Below are 25854 nucleotides of genomic sequence, written 5' to 3' on the forward strand. Positions count from 1 at the left end.
GGAGCGCCCGGTGAAAGCCACTGTGTACATGCGCCGCACGGCAGCTGTGGTGGCAGCAGCATCACTGCTGGTCCTGGCTGGGTGCCGTACCGGTGAGGAGTCCACGGACGTCACCGGACGCATGAACTCGACCGCTCCCGCCAGCCTGCAGATCCAAGTGGCCCAGACATCCGGACACGATCTGACCATGGCCGCCGGTGGTGTGGGAGCCTCACAGCTCGGCACGCCCTCACCTGAAGCTGATGATCCCGCATCTGCGTATCTTGCGGAAGTGGATGACCAGGAAAGCGCCCAGACTCGGGAGAGCGCCGAATCCCTGGTGGATGATCTGGGCCCCGGCCGGCACGTGGTGATCGTGGACAGTGCGGATGCCACCCCGGTGGCCACGGGGCGGTTGGACTCCGGTGTTGCCACCCACCCCGCATTGGACGACGGCACCTACACAGTGGCCCTGTTGGATGTGAACGGCAACGGCTGGGTCTCCGGAATAGGCGTGGTGGAGATGACGGTCTCCGGCGGCGTCATGACCGCAGCGGTGCCTGAGACGCTCACGCGCACGTTGCCGGTGGTGCTGGAGCAGGCCACGGCCGGTGAACTCATGATCAATGCCTCCCCCTCCGCCCAGGAAGCGGCCCAGGAAATTTCCTGGCGTCTGGAGGGGTCGAACGGCCAATCTTCTGAGGGCTCCGATCCCAACCGCACCACGGTGGAGCTGGGTGCTGATGGTGACTACACGCTGGAGATCCGTGCCGCACGCGAAGGTGCGCCAGAAGTCATCCTGCAAAGCGTCCGCTACACGTTTTCCGTCACGGACGGCCAGGTCAGCTCCTGACACAGTTGTGGGGCCCGCACCGGATCGGTGCGGGCCCCACAACTGTGTCAGGTGACCTCAGCTCTTCAACGACGACGACGCGCCGTCCCAAAAATCGACCGAGTGATCTCCCGGCCAAGCGCCGTTCCGGCTGAACGCATCATGGAACGCACGGCGGGGTTGTCCAAGAACCCGCCGGTCTTGCGAGGCTCGGCCTCCCGGGAGGACTCAGTGTTCCTGCGTTCCCGGGGCTGCTCAGGTGCTGATTCCGGTGCCTGAGCCTGTGCAGTCTGCTGATCGGCCTTCTCCAGGCGGGCCTTGAGAATCTCGTAGGCCGACTCGCGGTCAATCGCCTCCGCGTACTTGGGCGTCAGAGGGGAAGCCGCAATCACGGTGTCGAACGTGGAATCCGGTGCCACGTCCATGAGGGACTGCGGGGCCCGCATCCGGGTCCAGGCAACGGGGGTGGGCGCGCCGGTCTCGGACAGCACGGTGACCACGGCCTCACCGGTGCCCAGCTGGGTCAGCAACTGCTCAAGGTCGTACTCGGAGGACGGGTACGTCCGGGCGGTGGCCTTCAAGGCCTTGGCGTCATCAGGGGTGAAGGCACGCAACGCGTGCTGGACGCGGTTGCCCAACTGCCCCAGCACCTCTGCAGGCACGTCCTTGGGGGTCTGTGTGATGAAAAAGACGCCCACACCCTTGGAGCGGATCAACCGGACGGTCTGCTCGATCGAGGACAGGAACTCCTTGGTGGCGCCCTTGAACAGCAAGTGGGCCTCGTCAAAGAAGAACACCAGCTTGGGCTTGTCCACATCCCCCACCTCAGGGAGGTCCTGGAACAAGTCAGCCAGCAGCCACATCAAGAACGTGGAGAACAACTCAGGGCGGGAGGCCACGCCGGGCAGCTGGAGATTGGAGATGACCCCGCGGCCGTCGTCGTGAATCCGCAGCAGATCAGCGGTGTCGAACTCAGGTTCGCCAAAGAACACGTCAGCGCCGTTGTTGGCAAAAGTGGTCAGTTCGCGCAGGATCACGCCCGCGGTCTGCGGGGAGACACCGCCAATGTTCTTGAGTTCGTCCTTGCCCTGGTCCGAGGTCAGGAACATGATCACTTCCCGCAGATCCTTGAGATCCAACAGGGCCAGGCCGGCTTGGTCCGCGTAGTGGAAGATCAAACCCAACGCCGATTCCTGGGTCTGGTTCAGCCCCAGGACCTTGGCAAAAAGTACCGGGCCGAAATCGGTGACCGTGGTGCGGATGGGCGCACCCTTGCCCTGCCCGCCCAGGGTCAGGAAATCCATGGGGGCGGACTTGGGCTGCCAATCCTGCCCAATGGCCTGCGTGCGCTCCTCCAGCTTGGGGTTGCTCTGGCCCTCCACGGCGATCCCGGACAGATCCCCCTTCATGTCTGCCAGGAACACCGGCACACCGGCCTCAGAGAGTTGCTCCGCCATCATCTGCAAAGTTTTGGTCTTGCCCGTGCCGGTGGCTCCGGCAATCAGGCCGTGACGGTTCATGGTGGCCAACGGCAGGCCGACCTGAACATCAGCCACGGGCTCCCCGTCCGCCACGGCAGCGCCCAGATTCAGGGTGGGGCCGTCAAAGACGTAACCGGTGCGGATGGCTTCCAGCTGTGCATAACTGCGCGTGTTTTCGCTCACGGCGCTGAGTGTACCGCCAGGCCTTGAGTTCCGCCTGACTACTGGCGACCCTCGATGCGCTGAACCAACCTGCTGCCCGTGGCCACCAGGTAACGCTCCGTGACGGTGTTCAACAAGCCGGGGAATCGACTCCATCGCCGCGCAGGGCGACCGGCCACACTCAGCGTGATGCGGGTTTGTGTGGGATTTCCCGGGACGGGCTCCCAGGCAATCGTGGTGCGAGCGTCCACGGGACCCCGGGTGGAGCGCAGCACGATCTTCTCGTTGCGCTTGAACTGGGAGACCACCGCAATCCACGACGGCGTGAACGGACCCAAGGCGAGGGGGTATTCCAGGACGGTTCCCGGGGCGATCACCTCAGTGGACGACGACGTCCGGCCGCCCGGGGAGGCCCAAAACCCCAAGAACGCCTGCGCATCCTCCATGAAATGACCTGTTGCCTCGACGGACCAGGGGATGTCCACCGAGTGGGAACAGGAGTACGGCTTGGGGGGACGCATGGAGCTCCACAGGGACGAATGTGATTTCGATGCTAAAGAATAAACCCTGCGATTGTTTTGCGGGTCCCCGGGCCCAGAAGTGACGACATGTGTCTCACATGCGGCTCTGGGTGAACACCCCTGGCCGAGCTCCCCGCCCGGATGTCAGCGTGTTCCACATGACGTTGCGTTGGGGTCGCCTTCAAGGGGCGGCCACGAGGCTTGAGACAACGCGGAAGGAAGAACCATGACAAACGTTGTTCTGATCGGTGGACACGGCAAGGTGGCACTGCTGGCAGCCCCGCTGCTGGTGGAGGCCGGAGAAGAAGTCAGCTCCTGGATCCGCAACTCGCAGCATGCAGCTGAAGTGGAGCAGACCGGCGCTGAAGCGGTGGTTCTGGACGTTCAGCACGCCTCCACGGATGAGTTGGAGCGCGCCTTCGAGGGCATCGACGTCGTCGTCTGGACCGCAGGCGCCGGTGGCGGAGACCCCGAACGCACCTGGGCCGTAGACCGCGACGCCGCAGTCCGCACGGTCGATGCCGCCGAGAACGCCGGAGTGGGCCGTTATGTGATGGTCTCCTACCTGGGCGCCGGGTTCGATCACGGTGTGCCGGAGGATGATTCCTTCTACGCCTACGCACAGTCCAAGGCCGAGGCGGACGAACACCTGCGCAAGTCCTCCCTGCGCTGGACCATCTTGGGCCCGGGCAACCTGACCCTGGAGGAACCCACCGGAACCATTCGCGTGGTGAACGACGGTGAAGACGTGGAGGAGGCTTCCACCTCACGCGCCAACGTGGCCCGCACCATCGTGGCCGCAGTGAACAACGACGCCTCCGTGGGCCGCATGGTCCAGTACACCGACGGCGACCAGCCGATTGAGGAAGCATTCGCAGGCCAGTGACTCAGAACCACATGGTGAGCCCCCACGTTGTGACGTGGGGGCTCACCATGTCTATGAAGGGGGCGCTGCAAAGCACGCAATCGCGGCATCCAGCCATTCACCGGTGAGTGCCTTCCGTGCGGCTGCGGCATGACTACTATCGGATTCGCGGATCCGGTGTCCGCTTGCCGTAGACGAAGGAGTCATTGTGAGCGGTACTGCCCCCGAGGCCAGCAAGGTCCCCTTACCCCCACTGACCCAAGGGCCACACAGCCGCCGACTGGGCGTGGTGGCCATGGTGGCCACCCTGGGTGGGTTGCTGTTCGGCTACGACACAGGCGTGATCAATGGTGCCCTGGAGCCCATGGCAGCGGAACTCGGCCTGGAAACCACCGCGCAGGGTGTGGTGACCTCAACCCTGCTGTTCGGGGCGGCCGTGGGTGCGTTGAGCATAGGGCGACTCTCTGACGCCTGGGGCAGACGCAGCACCATCCTGTTGCTGGCCGTCATGTTCTTTGTGGGTGCCATCCTGTGTTTTGCTGCACCCAATCTGATCGTTCTGCTGGTTGGCCGCGCCATGTTGGGCCTTGCCGTGGGTGGCGCCTCAGCGGTGGTCCCGGTTTTCCTGGCGGAATTGGCTCCGTACGAGATCCGGGGATCGCTGTCCGGGCGCAACGAGCTGATGATCGTGGTCGGTCAGCTGGTGGCCTTTGTGATCAATGCAGTCTTGGGCAACGTGCTGGGGCATCTGGACGGCGTCTGGCGCATCATGCTGGTCATGGCCGCAATCCCTGCGGTGTTCTTGTTTGTCGGGATGCTTCGGATGCCGGAATCTCCGCGCTGGCTCATGGTCAAGGGCCGACAGGAGCAGGCCTTGGCGGTGCTGCAAACCATTCGTTCCCGTGAGCGTGCTGAAGCCGAAGTGGCAGAGATCCAGGCGCTGATCAACCAGGAGCATGCCGAGCGCGTCACTGGATTGCGCAGTGTTCTGCAGAACAAGTACCTGCTGCGCATCCTGCTGGTGGGCATTGCCATTGCGGTCTTCCAGCAGCTCACCGGCATCAACTCGATCATGTACTACGGCACGATCGTGCTGGGTGAAGCCGGTTTCGACCGTAGCGCCGCTCTGGTGGCCAACATCGCCCCCGGCGTGATTGCCGTGATCGGCGCCTTCATTGCGCTGTGGATGATGGAGAAGATCAACCGGCGCACCACCATGATCACCGGTTACACCCTCACCGCCACGTTTCACGTCCTGATCGGTGGTGCCTCCCTCCTGATCCCCGACGACGCCGCAGCCCGTCCCTACGTGCTCCTGGTGCTGATTGTGGGATTTGTGGGCTCCATGCAGACGTTCTTGAACGTGGCCACCTGGGTGTTGCTCAGTGAAATCTTCCCCCTGCACATGCGTGCCGTGGGCATGGGTGTGTCCGTGTTCTGCATGTGGATCATGAACGGCACGTTGGCGTTGTTGTTCCTGCCTCTGGTCCGTGGCCTGGGTCTGACGCCCACGTTCTTCGGCTTTGCGGTGATCAACGTGGTGGCGGTCGTGGTCTTTTGGAAGTTCCTCCCGGAAACCCGGGGGATTTCCCTGGAGAAAGTGGAAGAGGGCGTCACGGCCGGTCAGATCTTCAAGGGGCGCGGCCGCGCCTGATGCTCGGCGGCACGGATACGATCATCTGATGACCAACAAACGTGGCCCTTCCCTGGCTCTGGTGGCAGTGGCCATCCTGGCCGCCGCCATCACCTTGCGGCCCGGGGCCACCTCCGTTGGGCCAGTCTTGGCAGAGATCACCCAGGGCTTGGGGCTCTCCAGCGCATCGGCTGGGGTGCTCACGGCGCTGCCGGGATTCATGTTTGCAGCAGCCGGTTTGATGGCCGTTCCGCTGTCACGCAAACTCGGCATCGGGTGGTCCATCGGTGTGGGACTGGCCTTGGCCGCAGTGTGCCTGTTGATGCGGCCCTACCTGGGCTCGGGTGTGGTCTTCATTCTGTTGAGTGCGCTGGCCCTGTCCGGCATGGCCATTGGCAATGTGCTGGTGCCCGCAGTCATCCGGACCTTCGTCCGGGACCGGCCGGCGTTCCTGGCTGGGGTCTACTCAACGGGCCTGGCCGTGGGTGGTGCGGCTCCACTGCTGATTGCGGGTCTGCTCCTGGCAGCCGCAGGCGGTTGGCAGCCCGCGTTGGCTTTTTGGGGTTGGCTCTCCGTGGGTGCCGCCGCACTGTGGGGCGTGCTCCTGGCACGTTCCAGGGGCATGCTGTCCAAGCCCGGTCGCCGGCCCAGAACCGTTCAACGGCCCGTAGCAGAGGAGCCTCCCCTCACCTCGGCTGAGCTGGAAGTGGTTGCCCAGGTGGAACATCCCAGCGCCCATGTCAGCATCTGGAAGTCTCCAACAGCTGTGGCGCTGGCATTCTTCTTTGGTCTGCAGTCCACCAATGCCTACGTCCAGTTCGGATGGATGTCCCAGATTTACCGTGATGCAGGACTGAGTCTGGGCTACGCCTCAGCGCTGGTGGGCGTGATTGCCGTCCTGGGTGTGCCGGGTGGCTTTGCCATGTCCTGGTTGGTCTCCAACTCGCCGCGCTTGTCCTTCTGGATCACGGGGATGGGAATGTGCATGGTGGCCGGTTACAACGGTCTGCTGTTCCTGCCCACCACTGTTCCCTATGTCTGGGCCATCCTCCTGGGGTTGGGTTCCTTGGCCTTCCCCACTGCTCTGGCCTTGATCACGGAGCGTTCACGTGACCCTCGGGTCACGGCTCGGGTCTCCGGTTTCATCCAGCCGGTGGGCTACCTGATGGCTGGTTTCGGACCGCTGTTGATCGGCCTGATTCACGGATGGACCGGTAGCTGGACCATCCCATTGGTTCTGATGCTGGCGTCGTCGGTCCCCATGGCCCTCTTCGGCCGCAAAGTGGCTCGGGGGCGCCATGTGGACGACGAACTGGCCGCCGCCGCCTAACCGTTGCGGCCGTCGTGCCGGGTGGGCGGGGCCGCCATGCAGGCCTCGGCGATCAGATCCACAAGCCATGCCGTGCCCGCATTTGCCGGGATCCGCGGCTGCCAGTAGATCGAAACTTCGAACCGCGGCACGTCAATGGGTAGTTCCCGGATCTCCAACTGTCCATCTGCGGCGAACTCTCTGGCTATGCGCAGCGGGAGGACCACCAGGAACTCACCCTGGACCAGGAGGCGGGGCAACGTGGCGTAGTGGGGAATGCGTAGCGTTGGGCGACGACGCAGTGCGCTGCTCTGGATGGCCCGTTCCACGCGGTCGTGACCGGCGGTTTCTTCCACCACCATGTGGCGTGCCCGGATGAAATCCTCCACGCTGATCACGGAACCGTTCTCCGCCGTCGTCCGAGGTTGGAGGCACACGTAACGGTCTCCGGTCACCAGCGTGCGGCACTTCAGCCCGGCGATGTGGCTGCTGGCCACGGCGGCATCCATTTGTCCCCGGCGTATCCGGTCGGCCACGGTGTCGATGTCCATCGGTTCCACTTCCAACCCAACTGTGGGTGCACGTTGGGCTAGGAGAGCCCCAATGGCCGGGAGGAATGTGAGCTCCCCGAGGTCCGAGAGGGACAGACGGAAGATCCGTTCCGAGGACTGGGGGTCATAGGTGGGATCGGCCACGGCATCGATCTGGCTCACGGCGCGACTGAACACGGTGTAGAGCTCATCGGCGCGCATGGTGGGCTCCATGCCGTGCGGGGTGCGGGCGAACAGAGGGTTTCCGAGCTGTTTGCGGAGGCGGGCCAAGGCGTAGCTGACGGAAGGTTGTGTGACGCGCAGGAGCACACTGGCCTCGGTCACGCTGCGAGTCTCGTAAATGGCATTGAAGGTGCGCACCAGTGCCAGGTCAATGTGAGCCATGTGCGCCAATAGATCCTGTATATAACCCCCCATGTCAAAGTTCTATTGGATTCCCGTGATTCAGCCCACATAGTCTTTCGCGGAGCATTGCGAGCAACCGTATTCCGACCCGGTTGTGACTGCCACGGCTACGGAGGGATCCACCCATGGCCACTCAAACCGCGAGTGAAGGCCAGGACGTCAAGACCCTGGCGCGCACGTTCATCGGTGACCTGCCGGGCGGGGTGTTCGTGGACGGGCAGTGGCGTGACGGCACCTCCGAACGCACCGTTGCCATGACGGCAGCCGTTGACGGCACCATGTTGCGTGAACTTCAGGGTTCTGCTGTGGCAGACGTGGATGAGGCTTACCAGGCCGCACGGAGGGCCCAGCGGGAATGGGTCGAGCGCCTGCCCCAGGAGCGAGCCGAGGTCCTGGCCCGTGCCGCGCAGATCATGGAGTCCCGCCGAGAAGAACTGACCGCAGTGCTGCGGGTGGAGGCAGGTGCCTCTGCGCTCAAGGCCAACATTGAGCTCTCGGCTGCGATTGCCATCACCCGGGAATCTGCCACGTTCCCCATGCGTGTGCCCGGCACCATCCACCCGTCTGTGTTCCCGGGCAAGGAGAACCGTGTCTACCGCCAGCCGCGCGGGGTGGTGGGAGTCATTTCCCCTTGGAACTTCCCGCTGCACCTGTCCATGCGTTCGGTCTCCCCGGCTTTGGCCCTGGGCAACGCGGTGGTGCTGAAGCCCGCCTCTGACACGCCTGTGACGGGCGGCTTGGTCATGGCCACGATCTTTGAGGAGGCAGGCCTGCCCAAGGGCCTGCTCTCCGTGGTCCCGGGTGCCGGTTCAGAGATCGGTGACCACTTTGTGCAGCACCGCATTCCGTCCATGATCTCCTTCACCGGCTCCACTCCTGTGGGCCAGCGGGTTGGGGCCTTGGCCATGCAGGGCACGATGAAGCACGTGGCATTGGAGCTGGGTGGCAACGCACCCCTGGTGGTCCTGGACGATGCCGACCTGGACTCTGCTGTCCGGGGTGCCATGATGAGCAAGTTCCTCAACCAGGGGCAGATCTGCATGGCTGCCAACCGCATTATTGTGGATTCCTCCGTGTACCAGGAGTTCGTGGATCGATTCGCCGCCGCGGCCTCCCAGTTGCGGGCCGGTGACACCGTGGATCCAGAGGTGATTGTGGGCCCCATCATCAACGACGACCAGGCGCAGGCTGTCACCCGCCTCATCGAGTCGGCGCGTGAGCAGGGTGCCCGTGAGGTTGTGGGCGGCCAGCTGGAGGGCCGGGTGATCGGGCCGCACGTGTTCGCGGATGTCACCGAGGACATGGACCTGGCCCGCGAGGAGATTTTCGGACCGGCTGTGGGAATCCTCAAGGCTGACGATGAGGAAGAGGCCCTGCGCATGGCCTACAACACCGAGTACGGGCTTTCCTCGGCTGTGTTCACCCGCGACGTCGAACGGGGTGTCTGTTTCGCCCAGCGGCTGGAGGCCGGAATGTCTCATGTCAACGACGCCACCGTGAACGATGAACCGCATGTGATGTTCGGTGGGGAGAAGAACTCCGGCATCGGCCGTTTCAACGGCGAACAGGCCATCGAGGACTTCACGGTGCTGCACTGGGTGGGTGTCCGCTCCGAGATGGGGCCGATTCCGTTCGGCTGATCGGGTGTTGTGTGCAGAGGGCCCCGGCGGATGCCGGGGCCCTCTGCGTGTCCTGTCCGAATGCGGTGTCAGTCGCAGTCGCGGCAGAGTTGTCCACCGGGTGCGCTGGGCTCGATGCACAGGAACCGCGGGCGTGGCATCCCCGCGGAGACGACTGCGCGGTCGATGGCGCTGACCACGTGGTCCACCTGGTCCATGGGCAGCAGCGTCAGGACGGAACCGCCGAATCCGCCGCCGATCAGACGGGCACCGGCCGCACCGGCCTGGTTGGCCGTGGCCACGATCAGGTCAGCAGTGGGGAAGGAGGCCTGGGCGTCGTCGCGCATGGAGACGTGACCCTCTGTGAGGATCCGCCCGAGTTCCCCTGCGGACCCGCCCGCCATCTCAGCCGTGGCGCCGTGGCGCAGCAGGGCGTCAATGCGCTCGGAGCGCAGCATTTCAGTCAGGGCGTGGGTGAGGCGTCGTCGGGCATCGGCAGGGTCGCGGCCCTCCAGCTCCGACGACGACGGCGCAGCTGCATCCCATCGCTCCAACACGGCATCCACGTCGGTGCGCGTGGGGGTTTCCGGCAGAAGATCACGCAGGCGGTCAGCACCCAGGAACCGGGCGGCGGCCTCCGCGTCCTGGCGGCGGGAACTGAACTCGTGGCCACCCAGCCAATGGGGGGTGCTGGTGTCAACGCCCACCAGACGGTGCCCGTCCAACAGATCTGCTGCGGGGTGGTGCTTGATGGTGAAGTCACGGCAGTCCAGGGACAGGATGTGCCCGGGTTTGGAGCGCAGGCTTGCGGTCTGGTCCAGGCCGCCGGTGGCTGCACCCACCACTTCAACCTCCGCCATCATGCAGGCCCGTGCCAGCACGGCGCGGGTGGTGTCATCCAGGTCAGTGCGTCCGGTGGCCAGGGCAAGAAAGGCCAGGATGGCGGCGCATTCCAAGGCGGCAGAGGAGGAGAGCCCACCACCCACCGGCAGTGTGGAGCGCACCAGCAGGTCTGCGCCGAATCCTTCCGGGACGCTGAGGTCCGGGTGTTCCTGGGCGGCGATCTTCAGCGCCCACAGGGCACCTGCGACGTAACCGCTCCACCCCTCAGGGCTGCCCGGGCCAATGCTGTCCACGGGGACTTCCACGATCCCGGTGTCCAAACTGGGCTCCAGCGTGCGCATGCGCAAAAGGCCGTCCGTGCGTGGGGCTGCCGCCACCAAGGTGCCGTAGGGCAGGGCCATGGGCAGGCATCGCCCACCCAGGAAATCAATGTGTTCACCGTTGAGGTTGGCCCGTCCGGGGGCCATCCAGATTCCATGCGGTTCGCGGCCGAACACGGCCCGGAATCGCGCAAAGCCGCGGCGGCCCATGGCCTCCAGGTCAGGATGTTCCACCCAGATCGGCTTGAGACCCTCCGGTCCGCCACCCGGCACGGGTTGGTCTGAACCGGCAGACATGCTGCGGTGTTCGCTCACAAAGGCCTCCTGGAAACGGACAGTGGCTAAGAGCCTAATGTGTCCGCAGCCTGGCACCGCCGTGCGATCTCACTTGATCCGGGAGAACTTCACCGGCCGGGGCAGGGTCAGGGGAGGCAGTGCCAGCTGCCGGGTGCGCCGCGGCTTGGGCGGAGGGTTGCTGGCGCCGTGAGTGTTCACGGTTTGCAGGATGCGTTCCAGGTCCGTGCTCACGGACACCAGCCACCAGTGGTCCCAGGTGTTGCGGATCTCCAGGGTTTCCAATTGCTGGGAGAGATCTGCAATGCGGGCTCGTGCCCGGCGGGCCAGGATGGCGACTTCGTCCTTTTCGTCGTCGTTGAGGTCCACCGGGACCACGGTGAGGGCGGTGGTGAGCGCTTGCAAGGATTCACCGTCCACGCGCCATGCCACGCGCAGCACCTCCGCCACTGCGCGCAGGGCCCGTTCCAACTCCTTGGACACCTCTGCGGGAACCACCATGTGGGACCCGTCCGTGGCAAACAGCCGGCGCAGAACGTCCGTGAGGTTACGCATGTAGAACGCCACGTACTCCACCTGGATCAGGCGGGCCAGGCCAGGCTCCTGGTTCTTGTAGTTGGGCAGCAGCATGCGTGGGTTGCCCTTCATGGCGGTGGCGGACTCCTGCACCACACCGCGAACCTCGGAGGTCATCTGTGCCAACTGTTGGTTGACCTCAACCCAGTCCCTGCGAGAGGTGGAACCGGGAACTCGGACTTCACCAGCCACGTCACGCAGATACCGTGCCAGCAGTTTCTCTGCGCGGCCCAACTCCAGGGAAGCGGAACGGATGTCCACGGGAGGGGCAATCAGCAGGTGCACGATCAACCCGATCACAGCCCCCGTGGTCATCTGCACCAGGTATCCCACCGAGTAGGAATCAGCGTTCGGGCCGCCGATCACCAACACGAACAGTGCAGTCATGGGGATGTAATCCGCACCCACCCCCAGTTTGCGTACGCCCGCCAGGATGGTGCCCAGAACAATCACGATGAACAACGTGATGACGGTGTTCAAATCCGTCAGCAGAACAATCAGCGCCAGGGCCATGCCCAGGGCCAGACCCAGAATGGTCTGCATGCCCGTGCGCAGAGAACCCAACAACGTGGGATACATGACGGAGAGCGCACCCAGCGGCGCATAGAACGGGTACTGCGCCACAACGCCGGGCATGTGCGGAGCAACAATCCACGCAATGGTGCAGGCCGTGGCGGCTTTCAACGCCAGCAGCATGCGGGCAGGGGTCATTGCACCCTGGTGCCAGGGGCGGACCAGGGAATCGTCGTCGTCGGTGGGGGCCTGCGCCGACGAACGGCTGAGAATACGCACGGAACTCCTTGCCTCGCAGCGATGTGCGTGGGTCAGCGTATTAGGTGCGCTCGGTGCGCGTCGATGGGTCCGTAGGCCCCAATTTTTGCCCCCATTGGTGATCTTGGTCTCACCACCTCCGGGGATGACGACGCCGCTAGGCTGGGAGGAAATCACCACCTGCGGAAAGGGAAGAACATGAGCCAGATCGGCAAGAACCTGCTGGGAGAACCCGACCCCACCCTGTTGGAGGGGAACCAGGAAATGGCCGGCCGAATCGAGGCTGGTGACGAGGCCGAGGACCTGGCGCGTTCCTTCCCCAAGGAGCAGCTGCCGTGGGCAGTCCTGGCGGAAGAAGCTCTGGCTGACGGGCGGACCCTGGAGGGTTACGCCTACGCCCGGGTGGGTTACCACCGTGGGCTGGATGCCCTGCGTGGCCACGGATGGAAGGGCCACGGCCCGGTTCCGTTCTCCCACGAACCGAACCGTGGCTTCCTCCGTGCTCTCTCAGCGCTGGGTCAGGCGGCCGCCGCCATCGGTGAGTTGGACGAGGCCGAACGCATCCAGAAGTTCCTCAACGACTCTGACCCTGAGGCAGCCCAGGAACTCCAGCGCTGAGGTGCTCCTGGTGGCCGGCCTCCGCCGCAATCCGTTCCCGGACGCGGCCGGTGGCCTCCACCAGGTTGGCCAAGGACTGCTTGGTCTGTGCGTAGTTGCGGGTTTTCAGCCCGCAGTCCGGGTTGACCCACAGGTGATCGGCGTCCACATGGTCCAGGGCGCTGGTCAGCAGGGTTTCGATCTCGTTCGTGGACGGCACCCTGGGTGAGTGGATGTCCCACACTCCCGGGCCGAGCCCGCGGGAGAAACCCACGGATCGAACATCGGCCAGAACCTCCATGCGGGACCGTGCAGCCTCAATGCTGGTGACGTCAGCGTTCAACGCGTTCACGCCCTGGATCACCTCCCCGAACTCCGAGTAGCACAGGTGCGTGTGGATCTGAGTCCCCTCCCTCACCGCAGAGGTGGCCCGCCGGAAAGCGTTCACAGCCCAATCCAGGTAGCCCGGCCGATCAGCACCACGCAGTGGAAGCAGTTCCCGCAGTGCCGGTTCATCCACCTGGATGATCCCGATCCCGGCGGCTTCCAGATCCAACACCTCATCCCGAAGGGCCAGTGCCACTTGATCCGCGGTTTGGGCCAAAGGCTGGTCCTCCCGGACAAAGGACCAGGCCAGGATGGTGACCGGACCGGTGAGCATGCCCTTGACGGGGCGGTCGGTCAGAGACTGCGCATAGGAAATCCACGGCACGGTGAAGGCCTCCCCCCGCACGCCGGGGCCGGTGCGGGAGACGTCCCCCCAGAGGATCGACGGACGGGTGGCACGTGACCCGTAGGACTGCACCCACCCGTTGCGGGTGACCGCAAAGCCGTCAAAGTTCTCCGCAAAGTACTGAACCATGTCATTGCGCTCGGCTTCCCCGTGCACCAGCACGTCCAGGCCCAACTCTTCCTGCAGTGAGATCACCTGGGCGATCTCATCCTGCAAGAACTGGTGATAGCGCTCGCGGTTGATGGTGCCCGCCCGGAACGCCTCCCGAGCCTTGCGAACCGCAGCCGTTTGCGGAAAAGACCCGATGGTGGTGGTGGGCAACAGCGGCAGGCCCCCTTCACCGAACAGCGTCCGAGCCTGAGCTTCCCGCCGGATCTGGGCATCGGCCCGCACGGTGTCTGCGGGTTTCTGGGCGCGCAGCCGCTCACGCACTGCTGCATCATGCACACCAGGAGCTTCTTGGCGTGTGGCCAGAGCCCGTGCTGAGATCTGCAATTCCTGGGTGATGGCTTCACGGCCCTGGGCCAGTCCGAGTGCAAGCGTTGCCACCTCATGGGTCTTCTCATCCGCGAATGCCAACCAAGACCGCAGCGTGGGATCCAGATGGTCTTCACCGTCCAGGGTGTGTGGCACGTGGATCAGGGAGGTGGAGGTTGCCACGGACACTCGGGCACCGGCCTGGCGCAGGGCTTCCAATTGTGAGAGGGCTGCTTCCAGGTCCGTGCGCCACACATTGCGTCCGTTGACCACTCCGGCCACCAGCACGGGGGAACCCGGTTGCGTGAACAGATCGAGTTGCTGGTCCTTGAGCTCCCCACGCACCAGGTCCACGTGAACGGCCTCAACCCCGGAATGCGCAATCGGTGAGAGCAGCGGGCCCGCATCCCCGTACGGGGTGGTCACCAGAATCTTGGGGCGCTCGGTCAACCCCGCCAGGTAGGTGGTGGCCCGAGTGATGGCCACCTGCAGGTCTTGTTGGGTCAGGTGCGCAAAATCTGCGACGACGGCCGGTTCCTCGATCTGGACCCACTGCGCCCCCGCGTTCTTGAGCTGGACCAAGATCTGGGCGTAGACGGGCAGAAGGTCCTCCAGTCGATCCAAAGGCCTGCACGGGGTGGCGCTGATGCCGTCGTCCTTGGCCAAGGCAAGGAAGGTCACAGGGCCCACGATGCTGGGGCGCACGGTGGTGCCCTGCTCGGCCGCGAGTTGCACTGCGGACACCAGCTCGTGAGGAGCTGCGCTGAACGTGGTCTGCGGGCCGATCTCCGGGACCAGGTAGTGGTAGTTGGTGTCAAACCACTTGGTCATCTCCAGGGGCTGCCGTGCGTCGTCGCCGCGGGCAAGGATGAAGGAACCGCGGCGAGTCACTGAGCCCTTGGCAGGCCCCGCGTCTGAGCGGAGGTCGGAAAAGCGCTCAGGGACGGCCCCCACGGCCACCAACGTGTCCAGGACGTGATCGTAGAGGGCAAAACTGGCGGGAACCGCAGAGGGTTCGTCCACGCCCAACTCCTGGATGCGCGCCGCAGCGCTGGCGACCACACCCCGGGCTGCACCTTCCAGGGCCTGGTCTGAGAGCTTTTGCGCCCAGTAGGACTCCAGCGCGCGCTTGAGGTCACGATTGGGGCCCAGGCGGGGGTATCCCAGGACAGTGGCGGACGGGAAGGCGGCGGAATTGTTCTCCTGAGCGCTGTGCTGAGTGTTCACGGTGGTCTCCTGATGGGTGGTGAGGTGGATGGATTGGGTTCGAATTGAGGTGTGCTGCTGCTGAAACCTGCCGTTCGGCACGGGCAACGGGGCAGTCATGTCGTCAGCCGGTGGTGGCACCGGCCGGGGGAGATCCAAGCGCTCCAGAACATCCAGAGCTGCCTGGTGTTCGTTGAACGTGTAGAGGTGCAGACCGGGGGCGCCGGCATCCAAGGCTGCGCGGGCGGTGAGCACCGCGTTGTCCACGCCGATCCGGTGCCGCTGAGCATCCGAATCCGCTGTTTCCAGGGCATGGGCCAGAGCGGGGTCGGGCTCCAGGCCGGCCAGTTGGCACACCTTCAGATAGCGGCGCAGATTGGTCACGGGGAGGATGCCCGGCACCACGGGAAGCTCAACGCCGGCGCGGCGTGCCCCGTGGAGAAAGAGGGCGTAGTCATCCGGTTGCCGGTACACCTGCGTGATCGCAAAGTCCGCACCGGCCCGTTGCTTGGACAGCAGGACCTCCAGGTCCTGGTGAACGCTCACCGATTCGGGATGTTTGATCGGGTAGGCGGCAACACCCACGGAGACACGTCCGGCGCACAACACCGCCGCCCGGTCCGCCTCCACCTGGCGGACCAGATCCACCAGGTGCCGGGCGTAGGGAAGTTCGTCCTCGGCAGGCTCTGGGGTCTGCGCGGGGCGGTCGCCCCGCAGAGCCAGGATGCCGCGAACACCCACGTCCAGCAGTTCATGCAGCAGCTCGGTCAGCTGCGCCTCCGTGGATCCTGTGCTCAACACATGTGCCAGGGGCTTGAAGGGTGTGGCGTGGACCAGGTGATTCAGCAGGGACAGTGCCCGGCGTCGTCGTTGCCCGTCCGTGCCCGCGGTCACGGACACGTAATCGGGGGCTGTGGGTTCCAACTGCGCCAATGTGGCCAACAGTGATTCCCTGCTGGCTTCACTCCGGGGCGGAAACAATTCGTAGGACAGTGCGGGGGTGGACTGCGCCGCCGCTGCTGACGGTTGACCTACTGGCCGTGGGATGTGGTGGGGGTGTGGCACCGCGCGGGTCTCCTTCTAGTGAACCCCGACAGAGGGTGCACGGGACCTACGGCCCGCCTGTCGCGCCTTCAACGGCTAAGGACGACGGTCCGGGGACCACGGAACACGGTTCAGCTCCATCGGTCCTGGCGGGAGCACCGTTCCTGAAAACAGGATGGTTGCTGCGGCGTCGACGAGCCAGGTCTCTCAGCCGCTCTGGATAGATAGCCAAACCAGTATAAGCCGATCGCCAAGGTTTCCGCAAGGACTCTGCCGTGAGGTATTTCCTCTTGTGACGCGCACTGTCACGGTGGGCCGTGGGCTGGGTGGTTCGGAATGCTGTCCCAGAACTCACCACCCGGGTGTGGCAGTCGGCGCGCTAGACTCGGGCAGTACACGACCGCAGACCGGTGCCATCCGCGCCGAACTCAGGAGCGCATCAGATATGCCAGCGATCTCGATCGTCGGAGCCCAGTGGGGCGATGAAGGCAAGGGCAAGGCCACAGACATCTTGGGTGGCCGTGTTGATTTTGTGGTCAAACCCAATGGTGGCAACAACGCAGGTCACACGGTGGTTGTTGGCAGTGCGAAGTTCGAGCTCAAGCTCCTTCCCGCCGGTATCCTCTCCGAGCAGGCCACCCCTGTGATCGGCAACGGCGTGGTGGTCAACCCGCAGGCGTTGTTCGAGGAGATCGACGGCCTTGAAGCCCGCGGGGCGGACACCTCCAAGCTGCGCATCTCCGCCAACGCACACCTGGTGGCCCCGTACCACCAGACCATGGACCAGGTCACCGAACGGTTCCTGGGCAAGCGGGCCATTGGCACCACCGGGCGGGGCATCGGCCCGGCCTACATGGACAAGGTGGGCCGGCTGGGCATCCGGGTGCAGGACGTGCTGGATGAATCCATCCTGACCCAGAAGATCGAGGGCGCCCTGCGGCAGAAGAACGAGCTCCTGGTCAAGCTCTACAACCGCCGCGCGATCGACACCCAGGAAGTGGTGGACTACTTCATGGGCTACGCGGATCGCCTGGCCCCCATGATCGTGGACTCCACCCGGCTGCTCAACGACGGCCTGGATGCAGGCAAGACCGTTCTGCTGGAAGGCGGTCAGGCCACGTTCCTGGACGTGGACCACGGCACCTACCCCTTTGTGACCTCCTCCAACCCGTCCACCGGCGGGGCTTGTGTGGGGGCTGGCATCGGCCCCACCCGGATGACCCGCTCCATCGGCATCATCAAGGCCTACACCACCCGCGTGGGTGCCGGTCCGTTCCCCACCGAGTTGTTCGACGACTGGGGTGAGCGCCTGCGCACCGTGGGTGGCGAGTTCGGCGTGAACACCGGCCGTCCGCGGCGCACCGGGTGGTACGACGCCGTCATGGCCCGCCACGCCTCACGGATCAACGGCTTCACGGACTACTTCCTGACCAAGCTGGATGTTCTGACCGGCATTGAGTCCATCCCGGTGTGCGTGGCCTATGAGGTGGACGGTGTGCGCCATGACGAAATGCCCATGACCCAGACCGAGTTCCATCACGCCAAGCCGATCTTTGAGAACTTTGCGGGGTGGACCGAGGACATCTCCGGTGCCCGTTCCATCGAGGACCTTCCGGCCAACGCCCAGACCTATGTGCGCGAACTGGAAGCCATGTCCGGCACCCGGATCTCCGCAATCGGCGTCGGGCCGGACCGTGAGCACACCATTGAGGTGCGCGACCTCATCGACTGACAAGTCCGCCAACGTTTGACAGGCAAATGACCGTTTCGGGGCAACCGAGGCGGTCATTTGCCTGTCAAACGGAGTACGCTTCGGCTGAAATCCACGCACTTCCCTGACCGATAGGCGCGCCATGTCCGTGAACTCCTCTCCAGAACTGGAGACCCAACCTGAGGGTGAGGGACTGCGGCGCAGTCTGCACACCCGCCACATGACCATGATCGCCATGGGTGGCGCCATCGGCACCGGGTTGTTCGTTGCCTCCGGCAACTCCATCAACACGGCAGGCCCGGGTGGCGCGCTGGTGGCCTACATCGCCATCGGACTGATGGTGTACCTGCTGATGATGTCCTTGGGCGAGATGTCCGCCTGGCGGCCCACCGCAGGTTCCTTCGGAGATCACGCGGGACGCTACGTGTCGCCGTCGTTCGGGTTTGCGATCGGCTGGAACTACTGGTTCAACTGGGCCATCACCCTGGCCGCGGAGCTGGTGGCTGCAGCCCTGGTGATGCGCTACTGGTTCCCGGACGTCCCGGCGTGGATCTGGTCTGCGGGATTCCTGATCATCGTGTTCAGCCTCAACGCCCTGTCCACCCGCGCCTACGGTGAGGGTGAGTTCTGGTTGGCGGCCATCAAGGTGACGGCCGTGATCGTGTTCCTGGTCCTGGGCGTGCTGATGATCTTTGGCATCCTGGGCGGGGAAAGCCCCGGATTCGCCAACTGGACCACCGGGGATGCTCCCTTTGTGGGCGGTCCCATCACTATCCTGGCGATCTTCATGGTGGCCGGATTCTCCTTCCAGGGCACTGAGCTGGTGGGTGTTGCCGCAGGTGAGGCCAAGGACCCGGAAACCACCGTGCCCAAGGCCATCCGCACCGTGTTCTTCCGCATCCTGCTGTTCTACGTGGGTGCCATCACCGTGATCGGCTTCCTGCTGCCCTACACCCACCCCAACCTGTTGGCCTCCGGGGAGACGGAAGTGGCCATGTCCCCGTTCACCCTGGTGCTGCAGAACGCCGGTGTGGCTTTTGCCGCCTCCGTGATGAACGCCGTGATCCTGACCGCCATCCTCTCCGCCGGCAACTCCGGGCTCTACGCGTCCACCCGCATGATCTGGTCCCTGGCCATGGAGGGCAAGGCCCCCACGTTCCTGCGCAAGCTCAACAAGCGTGGTGTGCCGATCTACGCGTTGATCGCCACCTCATCCTTTGGCCTGTTGGCCTTCCTGACCACGTTCATCGGTGAAGGTGCCGCCTACACCTGGCTGATCAATGCCTCGGCTCTGGCCGGATTCATTGTGTGGGCCGGTATTGCCTGGACCCACTACAACTTCCGCAAGGCGTTCAAGGCTCAGGGGCGTTCCATCTCCGAACTGCCGTTCCGCGCCAAGTTCTTCCCGGTCGGGCCGATCATCGCCTTGGCCATGTGCCTGCTGGTGATCGTGGGCCAGAGCTACGAGGCCTTCATCAACGGCACCGTCACGCCCATGTCCTTGCTCTCCTCCTACATTGGGCTGCCGCTGTTCCTGGCCTTCTGGATCGGGCACAAGGTGATCACCAAGTCCCACCGTGTGGATCCCGCCCATGCTGATCTGTCCCGCAATCAGATGGATGTGACGCGCTGAGAGGTGCAGTGGGGTTCGTCGTCGTGAACCCGCTGCGGCTCACAGGCTGATGACCACCAGGCCCGCCGCGCCCAGGAGCACCACCGCTGCTCCCAGGGCGATGGCGGACCCCACTTTTGGGCTGCCCTGCGGCTGCCGCATGGCGCGTACGGACTGCCTGTAACGGTTGCGCTGGGTGGTCCAGATGGTCAGTGCCACGGCCAGTGCTACTGCAAAGAGCCCCACCACGACGACGCCCTGTTGGTTGCCCCACCGCAGGAAAAAGGCTGCCACGATCACAAACGCCATCAGCGTGCGGTTCCAGGCCAAGGTGGTGCGCTCGGGCTGGAGACCGGGATCATTCGGGTGGATGTGCGGGTGGCTCATGGCAGGAGAAGCACCGCCAGCATGACCCCTGTGGCAACGGCGGCACCAACTGCCAGGATCGGGGCGATCCAGGGGAGGGGCAGGGGCAGTGAATGGCGCATGGCCCGCTCCAGGCGGATCCATCGCAGCGTGGCGCCGGCGGCAATGACCATGCCGATCAGCAGCAGGGCCACCGCCAGGCCGGTGCGGACCACCACCGGAAAGACGTCCCCGGCAAAGGCTTCCAACGCCACACCACCGGCCAGAAACGCCAGGGCCGTGCGGATCCAGGCCAGAAAGGTGCGCTCGTTGGCCAGGGTGAAGCGTGGGTCCGGCTCAATGCCGCCGCCCAACACCCGCGCAGAGAGACCTGTGCGCTGGGCGAGGTGTTGCGGTGGGGTGCGTTCTGAGTGCTCAGGCTCGTGCGGAGAATCGGCCATGCTCTTGATGCTAGATCCCCTGGGCTGGAGACCTTGGGGGTGGGCACCTTGGTGTCGTCGGGTGGTCAATCTGCCGGCTCATGGAATTGGGCGGTCGACTTCCTGGCCCATCAGCGCTGACGGGCCAGGAAATCGACCACCCAAACGTAAGGACCGAGCGAATCGAGCTCTCAACAGGTTGAGTGAGCCATCACTGCCCGGAGATGTTCACGCTCCAGCGGATGCTGAACTTGTCCACCAGGTCTCCGTACTCATCGCCCCACATCTGCTCCTCCAGAGGTGTGGTCACCGTGCCACCCTCCGACAGGGCGGTGAAGTAGCCACGGAGGGCGGCGGCGTCGTTGCCGTGCAGGCACAGGGAAACCCCACCGTTGCCGCCGATGGGGGCCTCCATGACGGAAGGCACGTCAGCGGCCATGATGTGCATGCCGTTGGGGGCGTCCAACTGGCCGTGCATGACCCAATCGACCTCCGGGCCCTCGGTTCCCATGGCGCTGTGACGCATGATCTGGGGCTGCCCGCCGAACACGTTGGCGTAGAACTCCAGGGCCTCGGCGGCTTCACCGCGGAAGTTGAGATAAACGGTCAAGAACCGATCAGCCACGGGGGCCTCCTTGGGTCAGGCGCGCTGCTCTCACCGGTGTATGTCTCCGCAAGTGTAGGGGCCACGACGTCGCCAGGATGCAGGCGGCCTCCTGTGAACTGGCCCACAGGTGGGCGTAAAATTAGAGGTGCCCCGTCGAAGGATCCACCGGCCGGAAGTTGAACAAAGAGGTTCACGCCATGAAGGCTCTCGTTTATCACGGACCCGGCAACCGCGTGTGGGAAGAGGTGCCGGACCCCCAGATCCAGGACCCCACCGATGTGATCGTCAAGGTGGAGACCACCACCATCTGCGGTACTGACCTGCACATCCTCAAAGGGGACGTCCCGGCGGTGACTGACCGCCGCATCCTGGGCCACGAGGCCGTGGGAACCATCACGGAAGTCGGGGATGCTGTGACCGGCTTGTCCGTGGGGGACCGTGTGTTGGTACCTGCGGTGACCAACTGCGGCAAATGCTCCTACTGCAAGGCCAACCAGCCCTCCCACTGCCAGACCTTGGGCGGCATCGGCTGGGTGTTCGGTCACCTGATCGACGGCACCCAGGCCGAATACGTGCGTGTGCCGTTTGCGGAGACCTCGGTTGACCGCGCACCGGAAGGTCTGGATGACGAAGACCTGATCTTCCTGGCCGACTCCCTTCCCACGGGGTTCCAGATCGGCATCTTCAACGGCAACACCAAACCCGGTGACACCATGGCGATCGAGGGAGCCGGACCCGTGGGGCCGGGTGATCACCATTGACCTGGTCGAGAACCGCATGAACAAGGCCCTGGAGCTCGGTGCCACGGACTCCGTGAACGCCGGGGACCCGGACCTGGTGGAGAAGGTCAAGCCCATGGCGCCGGACGGCCTGGGTGTGGACGTTGCCATTGAAGCCGTGGGCATCCCACAGACCTTCAAGACCTGCCTGGAGATCGTGCGCCCCTACGGCACCGTGGCCAACGCCGGTGTGCACGGCAAGGCGGTGGAACTGCCCATTCAGGACATGTGGATCTCCAACGTGACTCTGCGCATGGGCCTGGTGGACTGCAACACCGTGGGCAAGCTGCTCAACATGGTGCGCGCCGGTCGCCTCAACGCCCGCGCCATGGCCACCCACCACTTCAAGCTGGATCAGATCGAGGAGGCCTACGACCTCTTTGCCAACGCCGCCGAACACCAGGCGGTCAAGGTGGTGCTGACGGCCTGAGCCAAGCTTGCGTCTGGGCGTTTGCCTGGGCTCTCACCTGAGCAGACTTTGGGCATGGATAGGGCGGATTCCGAGTCTGGAATCCGCCCTATCCATGCCCAAAGTTCTTGCGGCCCCTACCCCGGGGTCGGAGGCAGCGACGCCGCCGCCCGTTCACCCTGGGTGCATCACCTCACCAGATGCGCACGCGGTCCTCCGGGGCGAGCCACATGGTGTCCGTGTCGGTCACACCGAAGGCCTCGTGGAAGGCATCGATGTTGCGGGCGGTCTGGTTGGCCCGGAACTCGTTGGGGGAGTGCACGTCCACGGCCAGGCGCTGAGCTACCGTCTCGTCCCGGGCCTTCTGCTGCCACACGAAAGCCCAGGACAGGAAGAGCTTCTGCGCGGGGGTCAGCCCGGCGTCGTCGGTGTCGGAGAAGGCGGAAGGGTCAGCGGAGGCGGGGTCCGTGTCGGCCAGCTCCGAGGAGGCCGGCACCGGATCCGCCACCCCGCGGGAGTGTTCCCACGCCTTGTAGGTGATGGACAGCCCGCCCAGATCCCCGATGTTCTCGCCCAGGGTCATGCGCCCGTTCACGGACGGGGCATCCTCAGAACCGGCGAGCTGTTCGGGAACCAGGCCGTCGTACTGCTCCACCAGCTTGCCCGTGCGTTCCTCAAAGGCGGCGCGGTCGGAGTCGGTCCACCAGTTGCGCAGGCGGCCGTCGCCGTCGGCGGTCGAGCCCTTGTCGTCAAAGCCGTGACCGATTTCGTGGCCGATCACAGCCCCGATGGCCCCGTAGTTCACGGCGTCATCGGCCTCCTCGTCAAAGAACGGGGGCTGGAGGATGGCTGCCGGGAACACGATTTCGTTGCGCAGCGGGTGGTAGTAGGCGTTGACGGTCTGCGGGGTCATGAGCCATTCGTGCTTCTCCACGGGCTGCCCGGCCTTGCGGATCAGCTCGGCCAGTTCGAACTCGGAGGTCCGCACAATGTTGCCCACCAGGTCATCGGCCCGGATTTCCAGGGAGGAGTAGTCCTTCCACTTCTCCGGGTAGCCGATCTTGGGGGTGAAGGCGGAGAGCTTTTTCAGGGCCTCCGCGCGGGTGTCGTCGGTCATCCAGTCCAGCGTCTGGATGGAGGACCGGTAGGCGGCCAGCAGATTGGCCACCAGGTCATCCATGCGTGACTTGGCGGTGGGGGAGAAGTGCCGCTCCACGTAGAGCTTGCCCACGGCCTCACCCAGCACTCCGTTGACCAGCCCCACCCCGCGCTTCCACCGTTCCTTCAACTCGGGAGTTCCGGAGAGTGTGGTGCCGTAGAAGGCAAAGTCCTCGTTCACGAACGCGCTGGACAGATACGCTGCACGCCCCGTGATCACGCGCCACCGCGCCCAGGACTTCCACTGCTCCAGACGCGCCGGGGTCAGCAGCTCCTCCAGCCCGGTGAAGAACGACGGCTGGGCATTCACCACGGTTTCCATTGCCGATTCCGGAACCCCCAGACCCTCGACGACGACGCCCGACCAATCGAATGTTCCCGCCGACTCCGTCAGCTCGGACCAGCTGAACGGGTTGTACATCTTGGTCAGGTCCCGGACCTCCACCTTGTCCCAGTGATGGGTGGCAATGGCGGTTTCCAGTTCGAAGGCCCGCTGGGCCTGATCCCCGGCGTCGTTGAATCCGGCGTGGGCGAACATCCTCTGGATGTGCCCCAGGTACTGCTCCCGGATCTGGGCGTGGGCTTCCTCCCGGTAGTACTCCTCATCCGGTAGACCCAGCCCGGCCTGGCCCACGAACACCAGGTTGCGGGTGGGGTCCCCGGGGTCGGCATCCGTGTCCACACCCAGAACGGAGCCGATGCCGCGAGCCAGCAGCGTGCCGAACAGCTTCTGCAATCCCGCGACGTCGGTCACCGCGTCCACGGCATCCAAGTCAGGCTGCAAGGGGGCAGCACCCAAGGACTCGATGTGTTCCTGATCCATGAAAGAGGCGTACAGATCAGCCACCTTGGACTCCACCGAGCCCGGTTCCCCGGCTTCAACGCCGGTGATGATGCCGCGCACGGCTTCCTCGGCACGGTCGCGCAACACCATGAACGCGCCGGTCAGAGGCTTGTCATCAGGGATTTCCACCGAATCCAGCCACGGGCCGTTGACGTGGCGGAACAGATCGTCCTGCGCCCGGACCGAGGTGTCAAAGGTGGAGGGGGTGAGCACCGTCAGGGCGCCGTCGTCGTGGGTCTGATCATGGTGGGTCATGCGGCCAGACTAAACGGGAGGGTGTGGCGGCACCCAAGGTCATCGCCCACCGCGTAAACACGCGACCCCCGGTCTCCGCTGTGGGAGCCGGGGGTCGGCGGGGGTGAGAGGCTCAGGCCTGGTAGCGCTTGATGGAGGCCTCAACCTCTTCAATCAGGGAGTTCAGCACGCCGTTGATGTGGTCATTGGGCACCAGCTGGCCGTCCTCCATGTTGTTGGCCAGGTTGACCTCCACGGCGGAGCGGACCACGTGCTGGTGGAAGTTGGCCAGGATCTGGCGCCAGTGCTCCACGGCGCGCACGCCACCGCTGAACCCGTAGCCCACCAGGCCGGTGGACTTTGCAGCCCACTCCGGGCCCAAGGTGTCCACGGCCTCCTTGAAAGAACCCGGGATCGAGTGGTTGTACTCGGGGGTCACAAAAATGTAGCCGTCGCAGGAATCGATGGTCTGGGACCAGCGGGTGACCTCGGCGTCCTAGTACTCCTTGCCGGCCGCCATGGGAACGGTGGAGGCGGCCATGCGGGGAAGCTCAAAGGTCTTGAGGTCGATCAGCTCGAACTCGGCACCTCCCTTGGCCTCGGCAGTTTCCCTGACCCAGTTGGCCACCTGTTCGCCGTTGCGGCCGGCGCGGACGGATCCCAGGATGATCCCGATCTTCATGCTGACTCCTTGGTTCATGCAGGGTGGATGCACGTCCCTTACTTAGGTGACGTGACACGTTTTTGCCAGCCTAGCGTTTCTTCAGGCCGGTGGCGGATGATGTGAGTCACGTACAGCAACATCACCATTCAGGGGAGACCATGACGCACCAGGACCCGTCCGGCCAGCACATTCACGAAGACCCCACCGCCGCTGACTCCGACCGTTGGCTGCGGGAGGACCCGGCTCCGGCTGATTACCGCGCGCCCCGGCTGGCCGGAGCCATGCCCTCCGACGACGCCGCCGCAGCAGCACCCGCTTCCGCTTCCGCTTCTGATGGCGCTGGGCTGGAGAAGATCCGTGCCCTGGCTTCCGCAAAGGACCCCGTCCCGGTGCTCAACAGCCATCCCGGTCAGCTGGATGAACGGCTGGGGGTCACCTATCTGGAGGCATCCAAGGACCGAGTGGTGGCGCGCATGCCGGTGGAGGGCAACCGGCAACCCATGGGGCTGCTGCACGGTGGTTCCACCATTGCCCTGTGCGAGTCGGTGGCCTCCATTGGCGCCTTCCTGCACGGCGCCGAGTTGGGCAAGGCGGCCGTGGGGGTGGACGTGAACGCCACGCACCACAAGTCGGCCACATCAGGTTTTGTGACCGCAACGGCCACCCCCATCAGGATGGGAAAGACGGCCACGAGTCACGAGGTCGTCGTCGTCGATGATGCCGGTGAGCGCGTCTGCACGGCCCGCATCACCTGCTTCCTGAAGTGACCCCTCTGCCGAGACCGAGGTTTCTGCCCGATGCGTGCCGGTGAACCGGGCGGAAACCTCGGTCTC

The 25854-nt window shown here is 64.7% G+C and carries 19 protein-coding genes, 2 pseudogenes and 1 riboswitch; of the genes and pseudogenes, 10 read left to right on the forward strand and 11 right to left on the reverse strand.

The window, feature by feature from the left end; translation table 11 throughout:
- Nucleotides 1–10: 10 nt before the first annotated feature.
- On the forward strand, nt 11–832 hold the full coding sequence (locus tag GTW58_RS00385) for a hypothetical protein (protein WP_157980443.1): 822 nt from the start codon (nt 11–13) through the stop codon (nt 830–832).
- A gap of 65 nt (nt 833–897) precedes the next feature.
- Here the strand turns inward: GTW58_RS00385 and GTW58_RS00390 are convergent, their stop codons facing one another.
- Entirely contained in the window at nt 898–2610 is a 1713-nt protein-coding gene (locus tag GTW58_RS00390; protein ID WP_119932503.1) for a helicase HerA-like domain-containing protein, read from the reverse strand.
- Nucleotides 2514–2975 carry an SRPBCC family protein gene (locus GTW58_RS00395; protein ID WP_119932502.1) on the reverse strand — a complete coding sequence of 154 codons (462 nt, stop codon included), beginning with the start codon at nt 2973–2975 and terminating at the stop codon, nt 2514–2516. Before GTW58_RS00395 ends, GTW58_RS00390 begins: the two co-directional genes overlap by 97 nt.
- Before the next feature lie 226 nt (nt 2976–3201).
- Here GTW58_RS00395 and GTW58_RS00400 point away from each other — a divergent pair, with 226 nt between their 5' ends.
- The 3 genes from GTW58_RS00400 to GTW58_RS00410 all read left to right on the forward strand — a co-directional run bounded on the left by GTW58_RS00400 (nt 3202) and on the right by GTW58_RS00410 (nt 6803).
- Nucleotides 3202–3861, forward strand: coding sequence for an SDR family oxidoreductase (locus tag GTW58_RS00400; protein ID WP_119932501.1), 660 nt, complete (start codon nt 3202–3204; stop codon nt 3859–3861).
- A 187-nt stretch (nt 3862–4048) separates the two neighbouring features.
- The gene (locus tag GTW58_RS00405) at nt 4049–5494 is read left to right on the forward strand and encodes a sugar porter family MFS transporter (protein ID WP_047691445.1); all 1446 of its coding nucleotides are present in this window, start codon (nt 4049–4051) and stop codon (nt 5492–5494) included.
- A 28-nt stretch (nt 5495–5522) separates the two neighbouring features.
- Nucleotides 5523–6803, forward strand: coding sequence for an MFS transporter (locus tag GTW58_RS00410; RefSeq protein ID WP_047691447.1), 1281 nt, complete (start codon nt 5523–5525; stop codon nt 6801–6803).
- Here the strand turns inward: GTW58_RS00410 and GTW58_RS00415 are convergent.
- Nucleotides 6800–7717, reverse strand: coding sequence for a LysR family transcriptional regulator (locus GTW58_RS00415; RefSeq protein ID WP_168023439.1), 918 nt, complete (start codon nt 7715–7717; stop codon nt 6800–6802). The two genes, GTW58_RS00410 and GTW58_RS00415, sit on opposite strands and share 4 nt — an antisense overlap.
- Before the next feature lie 146 nt (nt 7718–7863).
- On the opposite strand from GTW58_RS00415, the gene GTW58_RS00420 reads away from it, so the two are divergent.
- Entirely contained in the window at nt 7864–9378 is a 1515-nt protein-coding gene (locus tag GTW58_RS00420; protein ID WP_081994490.1) for an aldehyde dehydrogenase family protein, read from the forward strand.
- A 68-nt stretch (nt 9379–9446) separates the two neighbouring features.
- On the opposite strand, the gene GTW58_RS00425 is transcribed toward GTW58_RS00420, so the two are convergent.
- Both GTW58_RS00425 and GTW58_RS00430 read right to left on the reverse strand, forming a co-directional pair.
- A complete protein-coding gene (locus GTW58_RS00425) occupies nt 9447–10835 on the reverse strand; it encodes a galactokinase (protein ID WP_052209879.1) in 1389 nt (462 codons plus the stop codon).
- A gap of 69 nt (nt 10836–10904) precedes the next feature.
- Nucleotides 10905–12182 (reverse strand): FUSC family protein, encoded by a 1278-nt coding sequence (locus tag GTW58_RS00430; protein WP_119932498.1) that lies wholly within the window; start codon nt 12180–12182, stop codon nt 10905–10907.
- Between the two features lie 177 nt (nt 12183–12359).
- Between GTW58_RS00430 and GTW58_RS00435 the strand changes: the two genes are divergently transcribed.
- Entirely contained in the window at nt 12360–12779 is a 420-nt protein-coding gene (locus tag GTW58_RS00435; protein ID WP_119932497.1) for a DUF3151 domain-containing protein, read from the forward strand.
- Here GTW58_RS00435 and metE read toward each other — a convergent pair.
- The gene (gene metE, locus GTW58_RS00440; RefSeq protein WP_119932496.1) at nt 12736–16239 is read right to left on the reverse strand and encodes a 5-methyltetrahydropteroyltriglutamate--homocysteine S-methyltransferase; all 3504 of its coding nucleotides are present in this window, start codon (nt 16237–16239) and stop codon (nt 12736–12738) included. The two genes, GTW58_RS00435 and metE, sit on opposite strands and share 44 nt — an antisense overlap.
- A gap of 113 nt (nt 16240–16352) precedes the next feature.
- Nucleotides 16353–16445: riboswitch (SAM riboswitch) on the reverse strand.
- A gap of 218 nt (nt 16446–16663) precedes the next feature.
- Here metE and GTW58_RS00450 point away from each other — a divergent pair.
- Both GTW58_RS00450 and GTW58_RS00455 read left to right on the forward strand, forming a co-directional pair.
- Nucleotides 16664–17950, forward strand: a complete 1287-nt coding sequence (locus GTW58_RS00450) for an adenylosuccinate synthase (protein WP_047692056.1) — start codon at nt 16664–16666, stop codon at nt 17948–17950.
- 121 nt (nt 17951–18071) lie between these two features.
- Nucleotides 18072–19562: an amino acid permease gene (locus tag GTW58_RS00455; protein WP_119932495.1), complete on the forward strand. Its 1491-nt coding sequence runs from the start codon at nt 18072–18074 to the stop codon at nt 19560–19562.
- Nucleotides 19563–19601: 39 nt separating this feature from the next.
- Here the strand turns inward: GTW58_RS00455 and GTW58_RS00460 are convergent, their stop codons facing one another.
- The 3 genes from GTW58_RS00460 to GTW58_RS00470 form a co-directional block, all read right to left on the reverse strand.
- Nucleotides 19602–19928, reverse strand: coding sequence for a DUF202 domain-containing protein (locus GTW58_RS00460; RefSeq protein ID WP_209436231.1), 327 nt, complete (start codon nt 19926–19928; stop codon nt 19602–19604).
- Entirely contained in the window at nt 19925–20347 is a 423-nt protein-coding gene (locus GTW58_RS00465) for a YidH family protein (RefSeq protein WP_119932494.1), read from the reverse strand. Before GTW58_RS00465 ends, GTW58_RS00460 begins: the two co-directional genes overlap by 4 nt.
- A 190-nt stretch (nt 20348–20537) precedes the next feature.
- Nucleotides 20538–20951, reverse strand: coding sequence for a VOC family protein (locus tag GTW58_RS00470; protein ID WP_119932493.1), 414 nt, complete (start codon nt 20949–20951; stop codon nt 20538–20540).
- A gap of 179 nt (nt 20952–21130) precedes the next feature.
- Between GTW58_RS00470 and GTW58_RS00475 the strand changes: the two are divergent.
- Nucleotides 21131–22142 (forward strand): annotated as a pseudogene (locus tag GTW58_RS00475) (alcohol dehydrogenase catalytic domain-containing protein).
- Between the two features lie 172 nt (nt 22143–22314).
- On the opposite strand, the gene GTW58_RS00480 reads toward GTW58_RS00475, so the two are convergent.
- Nucleotides 22315–24378 carry a M13 family metallopeptidase gene (locus tag GTW58_RS00480; RefSeq protein ID WP_119932492.1) on the reverse strand — a complete coding sequence of 688 codons (2064 nt, stop codon included), beginning with the start codon at nt 24376–24378 and terminating at the stop codon, nt 22315–22317.
- A 112-nt stretch (nt 24379–24490) separates the two neighbouring features.
- A pseudogene (locus GTW58_RS00485) lies at nt 24491–25057 on the reverse strand (NADPH-dependent FMN reductase).
- A gap of 122 nt (nt 25058–25179) precedes the next feature.
- On the opposite strand from GTW58_RS00485, the gene GTW58_RS00490 reads away from it, so the two are divergent.
- On the forward strand, nt 25180–25788 hold the full coding sequence (locus tag GTW58_RS00490) for a PaaI family thioesterase (protein WP_342453281.1): 609 nt from the start codon (nt 25180–25182) through the stop codon (nt 25786–25788).
- Nucleotides 25789–25854 lie beyond the last annotated feature (66 nt).

The organism is Kocuria subflava, assembly GCF_012163155.1.
Classification (GTDB): Bacteria; Actinomycetota; Actinomycetes; order Actinomycetales; family Micrococcaceae; genus Kocuria; species Kocuria subflava.